A 14,711-nucleotide genomic window follows, 5' to 3' on the forward strand; every position below is an offset into this window, starting at 1 on the left:
AAGGAGCCCGCCTGTGATCCGGGTCCGGCTGTCGCGACGCGGCGGCCACGCCGGACGCAACTGCCACGCCTGCGGCGAGGGCTGGGACGCCGGGTCACCCCCGCGTCGGTAGGGACCACCGAATCTACCGCACCACATGGCAGCCGAGCGCGGGGTCCCCCCGCGTCGGCGGGGACTGCCACCTGACGCCCTCGCGAACGACGCGGGCGGTGGGATCACCCCCGCGGTCGGCGGACTTGCCTGATCGGCGCGGCTTCGGTTACCACCGTCGCCGGATCACTCCCGCGTCCGTGGGACTGCTCCATGAACGCGGCGAACTTCCGGGTCATCGCGGGATCACCCCCGCGTCGGCGGGGAGCACGCCACGACGCACACGCACGCGCCGAGGCCCGTGGGATCACCCCCGCGTCGGCGGGGAGCACATGCCCGTGGTGATCACGTCTGATGTCCCGCCCGGATCACCCCCGCGTCGGCGGAGAGCACCTCGTCCAGGCGTACTCCTCGGCCTTGGCGTCGGGATCACCCCCGCGTCGGCGGGGAGCACGGCGTGCGCACGCCTGGTGGACGCGGTGCGCACGGATCACCCCCGCGTCGGCGGGGAGCACGGGATGTCCACCGGCCGCCCGTCCCGTCCGCTGGGATCACCCCCGCGTCGGCGGGGAGCACGTGCAGCAGTCCGGGCCGGTCCTGGACCTCGAGGGATCACCCCCGCGTCGGCGGGGAGCACCGCCTCGCGCTCGGCTCCGTGAAGCGCCCGGTCGGATCACCCCCGCGTCGGCGGGGAGCACTCGGGCGGGCGGCGGGAGCGTGCGGGCCAGGTGGGATCACCCCCGCGTCGGCGGGGAGCACGCCAGGGTCGCCGTTGATGTCCAGGTTCACCGGGGATCACCCCCGCGTCGGCGGGGAGCACCTCCAGTTCACGTTCTAGGCGTTGATGAGATTGGGATCACCCCCGCGTCGGCGGGGAGCACCGCCTGGGCATGCTGCCCGGCCTCGGTGCGCTGTGGATCACCCCCGCGTCGGCGGGGAGCACGCCACGACGCACACGCACGCGCCGAGGCCCGTGGGATCACCCCCGCGTCGGCGGGGAGCACTCGGTCCACTCGTACTCGATCGCCACGGCGTCGGGATCACCCCCGCGTCGGCGGGGAGCACCGGTGGAACGCCTCGTTCTCGCCGAGGTCGTCGGGATCACCCCCGCGTCGGCGGGGAGCACTCGATGATGTCGAGCACCAGGTGCCGGCGGCCGGGATCACCCCCGCGTCGGCGGGGAGCACGTCGGCCGTGATGCGCAGGCCGTTCGATCCGCGGGATCACCCCCGCGTCGGCGGGGAGCACGTCGCCGACCGTTGGCGTGGTCGCCTGCGTGAGGGATCACCCCCGCGTCGGCGGGGAGCACCAGGTCGGGGACACCGTGCGCGTGACCCACCACGGATCACCCCCGCGTCGGCGGGGAGCACGAGGTCTACGAGCTCGACGCGGCGTGGATCGCGGGATCACCCCCGCGTCGGCGGGGAGCACTCCATCATCGCCCGCGCGGCGCTGGCGAACCTGGGATCACCCCCGCGTCGGCGGGGAGCACCAGCTCATCTCGCGGCGCCTGCTCGGCGTCGTGGGATCACCCCCGCGTCGGCGGGGAGCACTGTGGCCCGTCCCGGACGGGTACGGCGACGTCGGGATCACCCCCGCGTCGGCGGGGAGCACACCCTGTCATCGCGGTGAGCGTGGGCGGCTCGGAGGGATCACCCCCGCGTCGGCGGGGAGCACATCTTGATCAGGCCGTCCTTGGTGCGGATGGCGGGATCACCCCCGCGTCGGCGGGGAGCACCTCACCGCCACCGCCGCGCAGATCGAGGACGCCGGATCACCCCCGCGTCGGCGGGGAGCACTCGGTCCGCAGCGCCAGATCCAGCAGCTGGTCGGGATCACCCCCGCGTCGGCGGGGAGCACGTCCTGGACATGGCACAGATGACGGTGGCGCCGGGATCACCCCCGCGTCGGCGGGGAGCACCGCCGACATCCGCACCACGGTCAACAAGCTCCGGGATCACCCCCGCGTCGGCGGGGAGCACCACATCCCGGGTCAGGTGTCACGAGCCGTGGCCGGATCACCCCCGCGTCGGCGGGGAGCACGCCGGCGACCGCCGCGGCGCGTTCCTCGTCGATCCACGGATCACCCCCGCGTCGGCGGGGAGCACAGCAGCGCGGCCCAGGTCTTGGGGCCCGCCACGGGATCACCCCCGCGTCGGCGGGGAGCACATCATGCCGCTCGACGGCGAGGGGATCTGGCAGGGATCACCCCCGCGTCGGCGGGGAGCACACTTGCTGACCAGGCACTATAGGGACGGCTCTCCGGTTTCTCCTTCACTTTGCTCCGCATGCCGTCGTTCGACTTCGTTGCGGAACCGGCGACGTCGCGCTGCGATGCTCCAGTTCTCGGGTGCGCGCTTGGGCACTCGCTTGGAGTCGTCCTCGTGCTCCTCGCCGTCCTTCTCCCAGGTCATGCGCGTCATGGCGCCCCGCTTGGACGGTCTCCGCATGAGGGTGAGGCCGTCGATATCGGTGGGTTCCCAGTCGTGGTTATGGACTCGGAAGGCGAGTCGTTGCTCTCCGCGCGTGGAATGAACCATCAGAGCCTTGCCTTGCCGGACGTGCTCGATGATCCGTTCCCAGAGCATGTCGCGGACGCGAGCGGAGGAATGACCGACGAACACTCCGGCGCTGATCTCCAAGAGCCATCGCGTGAGGTCACCGCGCAGCCGTTGCGGGCAGGCTGTCACGACGACGACGATCACGATATTTCCTCGTCAAGGTCGTCAGGTTCGTCGAGCGTGTCCCAGCCGTACGATCTTCCACCGGTGACGGCTTCATTGCGGTCATCCCACAGCTTGATGACGTCAGCACCAACGATGTCCTCGCCGTCGGCCGCCGGGACGTCGCCGACGGCGTTGAGGAGCAGTGTCTGAACGTCACGGACGCATCGCTCTAGGAGTTTCATTTCGAACATGCGGTCCCGCATGGCGCGGCGCACCGCGCCGGCGACGTCGGGGACGTCCTGGGCGACGACTTCGAACGCGACCGGAATGGAGAGCTCGGCTCGGTAGAGATCGGCTATGTCGAAGACGAAGGACCGTTCGTTGCCCGTGTGGACGACGCCGAGACCGGGCGCGCAGCCGAGCGCGACGACGACGGAGTACACGACCCCGTACAGGCAGGACGCTGCCGCTGACAGGGCCTGGTTGATCGTGTCGGTGGCTTCGAAGTCGTCGAGTTGCACGTCGCGCTTGTTCCAGTCGACGCCGGATTTCGTCGCCCAGTGCCGGTAGACCTTGCGTACGCGGGCTCCTTCCCTCCCGCGTAGCTGCTGCATCGTCAGCCGGGACACGTCCTCGCCAGGGAGGCGCATGGCGTACATCGCGCGTGCGCAGGCCAGACGCTTGTTCCGGTTGGTCACGACCTCGGCTTGTGCCTCCAGGAGGCGAGTGGAACGGGCCAGGGAACGGCCATGCGCGTAGTAGCGCACGCCCCGTTCCCCGACCCATACGACCGTCGAACCCGACTCGGCGAGCAGCACCATGGCTTGCTGACTCACGGTGGTGCCCGGTCCGAGCAGCAGAGCTCCGAGGGATGCCGCCGGGATGTGGACGGTGCCGTGTCCGTCCTCGGAGGTGATCGCCCCGTCCTCCCGGGAGATCACGGCCCGTTCGATGTAGACGAAGGTCATCCGGTCCTGCACACGGGCGAGTTCGGTGATCTTGGCGGGTCGGGTTCCAGGCAGGTTCATCGGGGGGCCTTGGCCAGGGTGAGGAGTCCGCAGCCGTATCCTTTGGCAGGTCCGACGCCGTTGGTCAGCGCCTGGCGCAGCAGGTCGGCGTCGCGCACTTCAAGAGTGCCGTCGAACTGTGCCCAGGCGATCGTGACGGTGCGCCGCCCACCAGTAGCCCGGATGAACTGGTCGACGCCACGCCGGGTGATGGCGAAGGTTTCCGTTTCGGGCTCGCCGACATCGATGCCCAGCCGTTCGGCTTTTCGGGTGAGCCATTCGGTCTGTCCGGCGATTCCGAGTCGGGCGACGCGCTGTCCACGCTGGCTCGAGTCGTCCCGGACCGACTTGACGGGGTTGCCCCGCAGGCGGAAGGCCCACCGCTGTCCAGGTTCGAGCTGGTCGAGGACTCGGCTGTAGGGCCGGGTCTTCTGCGTGCCTGGACGTCCTGCTTGCTCAAGCAGGCCGCCGGGGGTGTCGAGGTCCGGTTCGGCTTCGGACACGACGTAGACGACGAGCGCCTCGGCGGTCTGGTCCACTCGCCACAGCACACGCCCGCGGGAGCCGCTGTCCGCACCGAGGTGGTCGAATCCGCCGAGGACGGCCGCGTGCATCGCTTGGGGCGAGCCCAGGAGCTTGCGGGCGCTGCGCCGGGTTGGGTCGATCTCGCTTCTGGTCAGGTACATCAGTCGGCCTCCAGCAGCGCCATCGCGTCGTGCTCGATCGGCGTGTTCGTTGCCTCTCCGGGAGGGGGCACCGTGGTGCGTTCGATCTCGCGCCACCCGTACTGCCGCATCGTGGGGTCGAACGACACGGGTACGTCCCGCTGCCGTATGGGCTCCTCGCGGATCTGCCCCGGCTGCTGCGGGATCACGCCGACGTCGGCCAGAAGATCGAGATCTCTGACCTGGCCACGTTGCTTCCGCTTCCACCAGTCGGCTGCCTGCCACGGTTCTCGCGCAAGTTCGTCGTAGAGGTTCCCCTCGCGGATTCCCAGCACGAGCGGGACGGTGGGCGGGCACGATCGTCGCCCGAGGTACAGCGGGAACGCCGGTCGGCGCAGGGCGTGTTCGATCCCGGCGATGAGCTCGGGATCGCCCTCGATGCCCGCGACGAAGACGGCGTCGGCGAGGTAGTACCGGTGGGAGAGAGGGTGCGCCTTGCTGCCGTCGAGGCTGCGGGCGGTCTGGAAGTCGCGCTCGAGGTGTCCTGGCTGGTCGACTCGGACGGCAAATCGCAGGTCGAGCAGGTCGGTGAGGGGGTCGGTCCGGCGTCGGCCCTGAGCGGCGGCGATCATGCCGAGTACGCCCGATCTCGAGGGGGCCGTCTCGGTGGTGCGGCGCGTGAAGCGCGAGGTCACGCCCCAGGACTGCAGTGGACCTGCCAGGCGGAGCAGGAGAACGCTCATGCGGTCTGGCCAGCCGGTGTCGGGACCGCCGCCCCGGTGCGGTCAGAGACGGTCGTGATGACCTGGTCCACGAGTTCGCCGAGCGACACGCGGTCACCGAGCTGGTCCAGGGCGGCACCCTTGGCGCCCACGGCGGTCACCCACACCTTGTCCGGGTCGGCGTTGTAAGCGTCGGCGACGTCCTTGGCATACCGGGCGAGCGCTTCCACGGCGGCCGTGACGCGACCGCTGCCTGCGGCGGTCTGGACGGGGGTTTCGAACGCCCCGACGTAGGAGATGGACTGGTCCTGGCGGACGGCGACGACGATCGCGTCGGGCAGGGTGCCGTTGGCGAAGGTGTTCTTCTTGCCCGAGGGAATCGAGCGCACGAAGGAGCGCAGGAATGCCCCGACCGCCTCTCCCACTGGGGCGTCCTCGCCCAAGTTCCTCGCCAGCAGGTCGGCGTCGATCGTGGCGTACCGGTACAAGGTGGAGGAGTTGAACTCGATCGTTCCGATCATCCCGGCCCCGGCGTCTTCCTCGTCGTCGTTCTCCTTGTGGTCGTCGACGGCGGTGAAGTAGTCGAACTCGTTCTCCACGGCGTGCACGGACAGTGCGTGGGCGACCTGGACGGAGGCGTCGACGTTGAGGTCTGCGACGTCGGCGACCATGCGGCCGAACATCGCCAGGTCGATCGAGTTCTTGTTCTTGATCAGCGCTTGAATGTCCTTCTTGACCAGATCTTCGCCGGCGGTGAGAGCGTAGGCGGCGAGGGACTCGACCTGCTGGGCCGACAGAAAAAGCAGGTAGCCGGATTCGTCAAGCTTGCCCTTGCGCGGCGGCTTGACCGTGATTCCGCCCGCTGTCAGTACGGCCTTGGCCAGTTCGTGTGACGCGTCCTGGCTCGTCGAGTCGGACTGCTTGCGGATCTCCTCACCGAGAAGTTCGACGACCCGCTTGGATCGGACGCCCGTGGCGAGTGCCTCGGCGGTGCCAGCCATGTGCTTGCGGATCGCGCGCTTCCACGCCTGGGATGAGACCCGGGCGCGGCGGACCCCACCGTACGAGGCGGTCTTGGGGCTGCCGGTGTCGTCACGGTTGATGTTGCTGGGCGGGACGGTCTGCAGGACGTGGATGTCGATGATCGTGCGCGGCATGGTCATGTCAGTTCTCCTTGGTCGTGTCGGTGGATCCGTCGGCCTTGTCAGTGGAGCGGGACAGGCTGGCGTAGTAGTCACGGGCCCAGTCCCGCCGCACTCTGTCGATGCTCCGGGGGACCTGGAACCGGTACAGCTCCTGCGCCAGGAGGCCGTAGTCGAACGCGATCGACTCCGACCGCATCTGCTTGACGATCCCTCGCAGGTGAACGGCGAGCTCTTGCAGCGTTGATGAGGTCACCAGCGCGTCGAACCGCCGCCGGACGGGTGAGCGGTCGCCGTCGCCTGTGGCCCGGCCCTGCTCGAGGCGACGCACGGCTGTCGCGAATCGCGCGCCGGCCTCGTGCATGTTGTCGGTGCCGCTCTGCTGGTGGACGGCGTACGTCGTCAGCGCGATGTGGATCGCCCACTCGGCCTTGGTGGGCTCGAGGATGCTTCCGCTGGTCGGGGCTTCCGGTGCGCCTTTGAACGTCGCATCCCAGATGCTCGCGTCGGCGCCGGGTTCCGTGTCGGCGGCCCGGCGGAGCCTTGCCAGGAGTGCGACGGCGCGGCTGCCGCGGGCGCCTGGCTCATTCCGGTTCTTCTGCAGTTCGGTGACGCGGCGCCGGACGAAGTCACCTACTTGCTTGTCCAGGTACTCGCGCTCAGCCGTTCCCGGTTCAGGGGGCGTTGCTGCAGTCTCATCGATCGTGTCGGTCATCGTGCTCCCTCCTTCGTCCTCATTTGTGCCATCGCCATGGGGAGCTGGTCAGCCAGACGCTTGCGGAACCAGGCTGTTGCCAAGCCCAGATCAACGTGCCGTCCGCGCACCTGACGCCCCACGAGTGCTGCCGGGCCTGCCTCCCCGGCCAGGTCATCGCTGATCTCCCGTACGACACGGTGCACCCTCATCTGCCAGCGAGTCTCCAGTTCGGTGATCTGCCTGCTGTCCGTCAGGCCGAGGAGCCACTTACGGAAGTGCGGTTCGAGTGCTGCGAAGGCGAGTTCCCGCGCACGGTCGCGCGGCCCGGTGGATTCGACATCACCACCAGCGCAGCGGTAGAGGTTCTCCGCGTACCGCGCCAGTTCCCTGGCCGCGTCCTCGGCCTGCGCGACGGCCCGCAGCGCGAGGTCCGCCAGGACGCCGTTGTCGTGAGCGACGAGCTCCGCCGGAAGTTCGAGGTGATCATCGATGATCTCGGCGATCGTCGAGTTGTTCGACCCGTACTTGATGCCAACGGCCCGGACGCTGACATGGGTATCGGGCACGACCCGGCGAGACATGAGTTCACCGGCGAACGCCAGGACCTTGGGCGGTATGTCGCTGCGCGGCTCGCTGCTGGACAGCAGGCTCTGCAGGCCGCGCCACAGCGACCGCGACGGGTCGAGTTCGCGGGGCATGTGGACGTCGTACTTGAACTTCTTCGTCTGAGGATCCGAGAAGCGCCAGGCGGTCTGGAACTCGATCGTGAACCGGTTCTGCGGGGGGATCTTGTCCCCGTTGCAGAGCACTACCCCGCGGACCGCGTCGTCCCCGATCAATCGGATCCGCCGCGCTTGCCACGTGTACAGATCGACTGGCCCGATCGGTTCCCTGCCGTCGATGCCACCTTCCGGTGCGGAGGTCTGCGCGGGCCGTTCCCACGCTGGGAGGTCCGCCTCCCAGTCGACGTCGAGGTTGATGGTCTCCGGTTCCACGAGGTTGAGGGTGAGCGTCTCCTGCAGCGTCTTTCCCTTCAGGTAGAGGCCGCCGAGCTGTCCGGTCCAGCCGGTTCCGATCGGGAAGACCTTGCCCTGCTTGGCGCGCGGGTCGCCCTTGGCGGCTGCACGAACGCCCGAGGTGTCATATGCCTGGGTGTGCACGAGCCAGCGCGCCGCTTCGGACCACGACATGCTCGTCACGCCGGTACCGGTCCTCATGGTCAGAAACGGCTCGCCGTTGGGTACGTCGGCGATGATCATCCCGAGCCGGTCCATCCCGCCCTTCTCGTACTCCAGCCCGCCGGCCTGGAAGAACGGGGTCTCGGGGTGCCGCAGGTCGAACCGGTCATGCCATTCATCGAGGTAGTCCTCGACGTTGGCGACGACACGGGTCCAGTTTTCGCGGATGGCCCGCCAGTCCTCCAGATCGCGGGGACGCCCGTCGGTCGTCAGTCCGTCCTCAGGGGCGATCGGCTCCTGTGCAGCCCTGCGCAGAATCGCGAGCAGCAGGCGCAGGATCGCAAACGATTGCGTCGGCACCTCCCCCACGATGTCGCGTAGCTGGCCAGCTCGTCGGAACACGTCGGCCAGTGAGACCTCGCGATCGATTCCGTCCAGATCCAGGACTCGGATCCACGGTTCGTTGACCAAGTCGAACGGCGTGTGCGGAGTATTGATGGTCATCGCTTGTCCTTGTTCTCCTTCCGCGCCTCGAGCCCGTCGCGCGAGTTGTAGGTAAAGACGTGGCCGGCCACGGGAATCGGCCGGCCATCGCGGCCGGTCTCCAGCGGAAGCACGAGCTGTCCTTTCAGCTCCGGGACCGACTGCCAGGGATGGTGGTAGTGCTTCTCAAGGGCGTTGAGCAGCGCCTCGCCGTTGTCCTCCTGTGTGACGTGGAGCGGCACCCGTACCGAGCAGCGCGCCAGCGCCAATGCGATCTCCGGCTCGTCGGCGAAGTCGGGAACGACCCACTGCCCGTCCAGCGGCGACGGGTTCGACGACGGGATCCGGTACCTGCCGTCTTGTGCCTCGACGAGGAGTACTTCGATGGAGTCCTGGGTGTCTCGGACGCGTGCTCTGCCGTCGCGTTCAGCTTCCCCGGCGTGATGTTCGAGGAGCCCGTCCAGCGTTGTGACCTGTCTCGGACTGGCCAGGAGGTAGGACCTCGCCCTGCCCTCCTGCTTCTGGCGTTCGCGCTGTGACGTCGCATCCGCCTTGGCGATGACGTCACGCCACTCGCCTCGGCCGGGGATCTGCCCGCCGTAGGCGCGCTCCACGAACGGGCCGAGGTCCTGCGGGATCCACACCACGCCGGTGCCTTCGAACACCTCGTCGAGCACTGCGATCGAACGCAGCTGCGCTGCGGCGTCGTAGATCTTCGTGGCCTGCGTCGGCTTCGGCATGCCGATGTCGCGGTTCCAGTCGACACCGGTGATCACGCACCGCGGCCGGGCGAGACGTGCCGGGCGATGCGAGACGGGACGAGAATGGCGGTGCAGTCGGCCCATGCGCTGCAGCAGCAGGTCGATCGGTGCGAGGTCGGTGACGAGGAAGTCGACGTCGATGTCGAGTGACTGTTCGGCGACCTGCGTTGCCACCACTACGCGCGCCCGGGGGCGCTCCCGTCGCCCGTCATCGACCTCCGTGGGTTCCCCGGGTGGTCCGAGTTCCCTGCGCAGTTCGTCGTCGTTGATCTGCCGGTCCATGGTGATGAACTGCGAGTGGTGGAGGCGCACGAGCCGCCGCGGATCGGCATCAGGATGCTGCGGGTCCAGGACCCGCGCCAGCAGTCTGGCCGCTTCGCGTGCTCGGCGGACGGTGTTGCGCAGCACGAGCGCACATCCGGTGGGCTCACCACGCCATGTCCCGTCTGCCTGCCGTTCAAGGCCGAGGGCTTCGGCGACCGTGGCCACGAGTTCTTCGGGGCCGTCTCCGATGCGTTCCAGGTCGATGGTGACCGACCGTCCCGAGGAGCCCACGCCGAGACGGTGCCGTACACCGGCCTTGTCGTATCCGATGAACGACGTCGGCTCGTCTGCCACGGCTACATCTCTCACCACGGCCTGCTTCGCCGGAGCAGGCGCCGACGTCGGCGATGCGGCTGTCAAGGACTCCGTCCGGCGACGGCGACGAGGTTGAACCGCACGGGGTGGGGTATCGCGTTGCGGAACCGGGGTGCTCGTGCGCGACTCGCGGCCCTTCCGGTAGGCCTGCACGAGTTCCTCGCGCAGCCCTGAGGGCAAGGTCGCGGACAAGGCGACGACCGGGATTCCGTATGCCCCGAACCACTCCAGGGCGCTGCTCAGGTACCGGTTCATGTAGGCGTCGTAGGAGTGGATCTCGTCAAGGACGACTACCTTGCGGGCCATCGCCAGGTGCCGCAGCACAACATGCCGGGCCTGCAGTGACGTGAACAGCCCCTGGTCGATCGTGCCGACCACGAAGTCGGCGAGCACACCACGTTTCGGGTCCGAGAACCACCAGTTCACGTAGGCCTCGCCACGCAGTGCGTGGCTGTCGTGAGGACGACGCGCAGCGACATCGTCCGCGTCATCGATGCCGGACGCGACGGCGTACTCCTCCCTGTCCGCCTTGCCGGCACGCAGCATCCGGAACACGGGATCAAGCCGCGACTTGCCGTGCGCCAGATAGACAGCGCGCTGCTCCGCCTCCTGCGCAACCAGTGGGGCGTCCGGGTCCGCTGCCGACACCGTTGAGGGCACCCGCGCAAGCCACTTCAAGAATCGGGCGAACATGGCATCACTCGTCGCCTGTGTCGGGAGCGCGACGAACACACCCGACGCGCCCGTCCTGGCTGCCAGGATCTCGGCGGCCAACAGCGCGGCTTCGGTCTTCCCGTCTCCGGTGGGAGCCTCAAGGATCAGCAACCCCGGCAGATCCATCGAACGTGCGCACTCCAGCGCCGCGGCCTGGAGCGGTCTCGCGACCGCACGCTGCGGGAGCTCGAACCGTTCCCGCAGCATCGTCGTCGCGTCCGAACCCTGGTCGAGAGCAGACCACGGCGCCGGGAACCTGAGCTTCCGCCACGCTGCCTCGAGACGCGCCCGGTCATCGAACCGCACGACGTCGTCCTCGATCGGGGCCTGGGGAAACAACCAGGTACTGCTCGCGATCCAGTCGGCAGCGATCACCAGGCCCGACAGCGTCATCAGCGCCGTCCCGGTCAGCCGCAGCGACGCCCACGACTCCAGGTGGGGAGTCAGGCCGTGCCGGGCGATCAGATCATTGAGGAGGGAGTCCTGAGTCTCCCGCCATGCATCCTCGCCAAGGAGTTCCCGCCGGCGCGCCGCCACGTCGACTTCCCGAGTACTCGACGGGACCCCGTAGTGCGCACCAATCACGGAACCAACCGCCCGATATGCCACGTCGTCCCAGCCGAAGCTTTCGCGCAGCCACCGCTGCACGATCACCTGGCCCGCGCGCCCATGCGGCAGCTCGCTGTAGTTCGGAATCTCGACGGCGAGACCGATCGATTCACGCACACGCCGCGCAAGTTCCCCGTGTGAATGGTCCGCGCCCGACACCTTCACCTGGAACGCCGGCGTGGCCTTGCCAACGTCATGAGCTCCCGCGACGAACACCAGCAGTGCACGCGCGGCGGCCTCTCCGTCAGGGAAGCCTTCACCGACGTCGTCGGCGGGCAGCGCATCGATCAGAACCCGCTTCAGCTGCGCTGGGAGCCATCGGTCCCACAGCCGACCCGCTACCGCGGCGCTGTCCTCCATGTGCTGGATCAACGGCAACCAGGTCAAGACCCCATCAGCATCGACGCTGGTCTTGCCCCACAGCGAACTTGCGGCCCCTCGGGGCATGTCAGTGTCTCCCGGTACGGTGTGCGCACGATCTGGACGTTTCGCTCAGGCGCAAGCATGAGATGCCATTCGAACCATGTCAAGATGCATGGCTAAGCTTCACCCCATCTCATACCACGTACGTAATATGAGTACGCATCAACCCAGCGACGGCAGAGAGCACCCGGGCATGCGGCGCGAGCGCACAACGATCCGGGATCCCCCACGTCAGCGCGCACCGCAGAGCGACATCTTGGGCATGGGCGAGGTAGCTGGGCTCACCCCGACGTCGGCAGGGACTGCGGCCAGGGGTAGCCGCAAGTCTGAGGCCAGGAGGATCACCCCCGCGTCGGCGGGGACTGCTCCAAGATCGCCGCCGTCGTCGGCACGAGGCCGGGGTCACCCCCGCGTTGGCGGGGACTGCTGCGGCGGCCTGCCCTTCGGCGTAGGGGGCGTGGGGTCAGCCCCGCGTTGGCGGGGACTGCACCGGGCGTATCGAGCTACGCCGCAACATGCCGGGTCACCCCCGCGTTGGCGGGGACTGCCGAAAGCGACACCCTTCGACACCACCCCGACCAGGGTCACCCCCGCGTTGGCGGGGACTGCCACCCGGCGCTGTCGGACGGCGCGGTGCGGCTGGGGTCACCCCTGCGTTGGCGGGGACTGCAGGGCCACGCCGAGCGCGCCGGTCAGGCGGTCGGGGTCACCCCCGCGTTGGCGGGGACTGCTGCACCCACGCGATCCACTCGCCCCACTCGGGGGGGTCACCCCCGCGTTAGCGGGGACTGCTACCTGCCCGGAATGGAGGACGACGAACCTCCGGGGTCACCCCCGCGTTGGCGGGGACTGCCTGCACCTCGCGGGTGAGGTTGGTCGCGTCGTTGGGGTCACCCCCGCGTTGGCGGGGACTGCTCGGCAGCTCGTAGGCCACACCACGCCGCGTCAGGGTCACCCCCGCGTTGGCGGGGACTGCCGGCCGATGCGGTCGGCGGCTCGTTCGCCCTGGGGGTCACCCCCGCGTTGGCGGGGACTGCGTCGCCTGAGAGGTTGAGTTCCGGGGAGTCGGCGGGGTCACCCCCGCGTTGGCGGGGACTGCGCGTGGCCGTGGGCGCACGTGCGCCCGCGCTCGGGGTCACCCCCGCGTTGGCGGGGACTGCTCGGCCTCGGCATCGGTGAGGACACGGTCGACCGGGTCACCCCCGCGTTGGCGGGGACTGCCTGCTGGCCGAGGTCGGGCAGATGGACGCGAAGGGGTCACCCCCGCGTTGGCGGGGACTGCCCCGGATCGGACGTGGCCACGATCGGGCAGGGGGGGTCACCCCCGCGTTGGCGGGGACTGCACCCGAGTGAGTGACAGGCGCACACGAGCGGTGGGGTCACCCCCGCGTTGGCGGGGACTGCGGCCGCGCGGACGACGGCGAGCCGGTCTCGGCGGGGTCACCCCCGCGTTGGCGGGGACTGCGAGGCTCGCTACTCGCCGGATCTGAGCGTGACGGGGTCACCCCCGCGTTGGCGGGGACTGCCCGGCTGGCGCGCGCAAGGTGCTGTACGCCGTGGGGTCACCCCCGCGTTGGCGGGGACTGCCCGTAGTCGGTGAGCAGGTCGACCAGGCGCGCGGGGTCACCCCCGCGTTGGCGGGGACTGCACCTGTCAGGACTGCCTCCCGGCAACGGCCGAAGGGTCACCCCCGCGTTGGCGGGGACTGCGGCCCCGCCACTGGCGGGGCCCCTCCGTGTGTCAGGGTCACCCCCGCGTTGGCGGGGACTGCAGCAGCGGCGACACGTCGATGCGGCCCCAGGCGGGGTCACCCCCGCGTTGGCGGGGACTGCAGGTCGAGGGTGCGAACCTGGTCGGCCAGGGCGGGGTCACCCCCGCGTTGGCGGGGACTGCGACTGCATGCGCGACAACACCCGTCTCCACGACGGGTCACCCCCGCGTTGGCGGGGACTGCATCACTGTTGGAGGCGGTAGCGCTTGGATCGTCGGGTCACCCCCGCGTTGGCGGGGACTGCTGGACGCGGTCACTGGGCATGTGCGTGACCATGGGGTCACCCCCGCGTTGGCGGGGACTGCGTCAGCGTCCAGGTCGCGGGCCCGGACTCGGTGGGGTCACCCCCGCGTTGGCGGGGACTGCGCGCACTGGTACCAGGTCTCTCGCGGTGCGGTGGGGTCACCCCCGCGTTGGCGGGGACTGCGCGGGGGCCGAGTTCGACGCCCGCATGACCGACGGGTCACCCCCGCGTTGGCGGGGACTGCCTGGAGTCCCGGCCGATCATGCTCGGCCACGACGGGTCACCCCCGCGTTGGCGGGGACTGCTGGGGGTCGGGCACCTTGATGTTCTGCGTCATGGGGTCACCCCCGCGTTGGCGGGGACTGCTGCATGTCCCCGACGGTGCCGGTGGTGCGGCCGGGGTCACCCCCGCGTTGGCGGGGACTGCGCTTGCGCGCGGCCGGCGTACAGGAACGTCTCGGGGTCACCCCCGCGTTGGCGGGGACTGCCTCTCGCTGTCGCCGGACGGCAGGATCCGCGCGGGGTCACCCCCGCGTTGGCGGGGACTGCAGGACGGTCCCGTCGACGCCGCCGGTCGAGCTGGGGTCACCCCCGCGTTGGCGGGGACTGCTGATCCTTCCCGACGTCGCCGAAGTGCTGAACGGGGTCACCCCCGCGTTGGCGGGGACTGCACTTGCTGACCTGGGACTATACCGAGCAAGCACCGGTTCTACGTTCACTTTGATCGTAGAGTCGCTCGCATCGCTCCCCGGCATACCTCGGCACACGCGCACGTTTCGGCGTCCGACACGGCGTCGTCGTCGACGACAGCGGGACGTCGGCGACAGTGGGACGTCGACGATCAGGACGACGATGCTGAGCCATCAGGAAACGAAGGGCTCAGGTGAGAGACGTACATCG

8 protein-coding genes and 2 CRISPR repeat arrays are annotated in these 14,711 nt (G+C 69.4%); all 8 genes read right to left on the reverse strand.

Annotated elements, in window-relative coordinates; genetic code table 11:
* The first annotated feature begins 333 nt into the window (after positions 1-333).
* Positions 334-2,320: a CRISPR direct-repeat array (repeat unit 28 nt; unit sequence GGATCACCCCCGCGTCGGCGGGGAGCAC).
* Between the two features lie 16 nt (positions 2,321-2,336).
* The 8 genes from cas2e to IIE03_RS17340 are packed head-to-tail and all read right to left on the reverse strand — an operon-like array spanning position 2,337 to position 11,820.
* On the reverse strand, positions 2,337-2,795 hold the full coding sequence (gene cas2e / locus IIE03_RS17305) for a type I-E CRISPR-associated endoribonuclease Cas2e (protein ID WP_192864004.1): 459 nt from the start codon (positions 2,793-2,795) through the stop codon (positions 2,337-2,339).
* A complete protein-coding gene (cas1e, locus tag IIE03_RS17310) occupies positions 2,792-3,784 on the reverse strand; it encodes a type I-E CRISPR-associated endonuclease Cas1e (RefSeq protein ID WP_192864005.1) in 993 nt (330 codons plus the stop codon). The genes cas2e and cas1e overlap by 4 nt, the downstream gene beginning before the upstream one ends.
* Positions 3,781-4,449, reverse strand: coding sequence for a type I-E CRISPR-associated protein Cas6/Cse3/CasE (cas6e, locus tag IIE03_RS17315; protein WP_192864006.1), 669 nt, complete (start codon positions 4,447-4,449; stop codon positions 3,781-3,783). The genes cas1e and cas6e overlap by 4 nt, the downstream gene beginning before the upstream one ends.
* On the reverse strand, positions 4,449-5,171 hold the full coding sequence (cas5e, locus tag IIE03_RS17320) for a type I-E CRISPR-associated protein Cas5/CasD (protein WP_192864007.1): 723 nt from the start codon (positions 5,169-5,171) through the stop codon (positions 4,449-4,451). Before cas5e ends, cas6e begins: the two co-directional genes overlap by 1 nt.
* On the reverse strand, positions 5,168-6,313 hold the full coding sequence (gene cas7e / locus IIE03_RS17325) for a type I-E CRISPR-associated protein Cas7/Cse4/CasC (RefSeq protein WP_225997919.1): 1,146 nt from the start codon (positions 6,311-6,313) through the stop codon (positions 5,168-5,170). The genes cas5e and cas7e overlap by 4 nt, the downstream gene beginning before the upstream one ends.
* A 1-nt stretch (position 6,314) precedes the next feature.
* Positions 6,315-7,007, reverse strand: a complete 693-nt coding sequence (gene casB / locus IIE03_RS17330; protein ID WP_192864008.1) for a type I-E CRISPR-associated protein Cse2/CasB — start codon at positions 7,005-7,007, stop codon at positions 6,315-6,317.
* Positions 7,004-8,671, reverse strand: a complete 1,668-nt coding sequence (gene casA, locus IIE03_RS17335) for a type I-E CRISPR-associated protein Cse1/CasA (protein ID WP_192864009.1) — start codon at positions 8,669-8,671, stop codon at positions 7,004-7,006. Before casA ends, casB begins: the two co-directional genes overlap by 4 nt.
* Entirely contained in the window at positions 8,668-11,820 is a 3,153-nt protein-coding gene (locus tag IIE03_RS17340) for a CRISPR-associated endonuclease Cas3'' (RefSeq protein ID WP_192864010.1), read from the reverse strand. Before IIE03_RS17340 ends, casA begins: the two co-directional genes overlap by 4 nt.
* Positions 11,821-12,074: 254 nt before the next feature.
* Positions 12,075-14,482: a CRISPR direct-repeat array (repeat unit 28 nt; unit sequence GGGTCACCCCCGCGTTGGCGGGGACTGC).
* Positions 14,483-14,711 lie beyond the last annotated feature (229 nt).

The organism is Myceligenerans pegani (genome assembly GCF_014892515.1).
Taxonomy (GTDB): domain Bacteria; phylum Actinomycetota; class Actinomycetes; order Actinomycetales; family Cellulomonadaceae; genus Myceligenerans; species Myceligenerans pegani.

Coding starts and splice junctions, on each gene's coding strand:
- cas5e (WP_192864007.1), bottom strand. CDS start 5,171: ATGAGCGTTCTCCTGCTCCGCCTGGCAGGTCCACTGCAGTCCTGGGGC.
- cas6e (WP_192864006.1), bottom strand. CDS start 4,449: ATGTACCTGACCAGAAGCGAGATCGACCCAACCCGGCGCAGCGCCCGC.
- casA (WP_192864009.1), bottom strand. CDS start 8,671: ATGACCATCAATACTCCGCACACGCCGTTCGACTTGGTCAACGAACCG.
- IIE03_RS17340 (WP_192864010.1), bottom strand. CDS start 11,820: ATGCCCCGAGGGGCCGCAAGTTCGCTGTGGGGCAAGACCAGCGTCGAT.
- cas7e (WP_225997919.1), bottom strand. CDS start 6,313: ATGACCATGCCGCGCACGATCATCGACATCCACGTCCTGCAGACCGTC.
- casB (WP_192864008.1), bottom strand. CDS start 7,007: ATGACCGACACGATCGATGAGACTGCAGCAACGCCCCCTGAACCGGGA.
- cas1e (WP_192864005.1), bottom strand. CDS start 3,784: ATGAACCTGCCTGGAACCCGACCCGCCAAGATCACCGAACTCGCCCGT.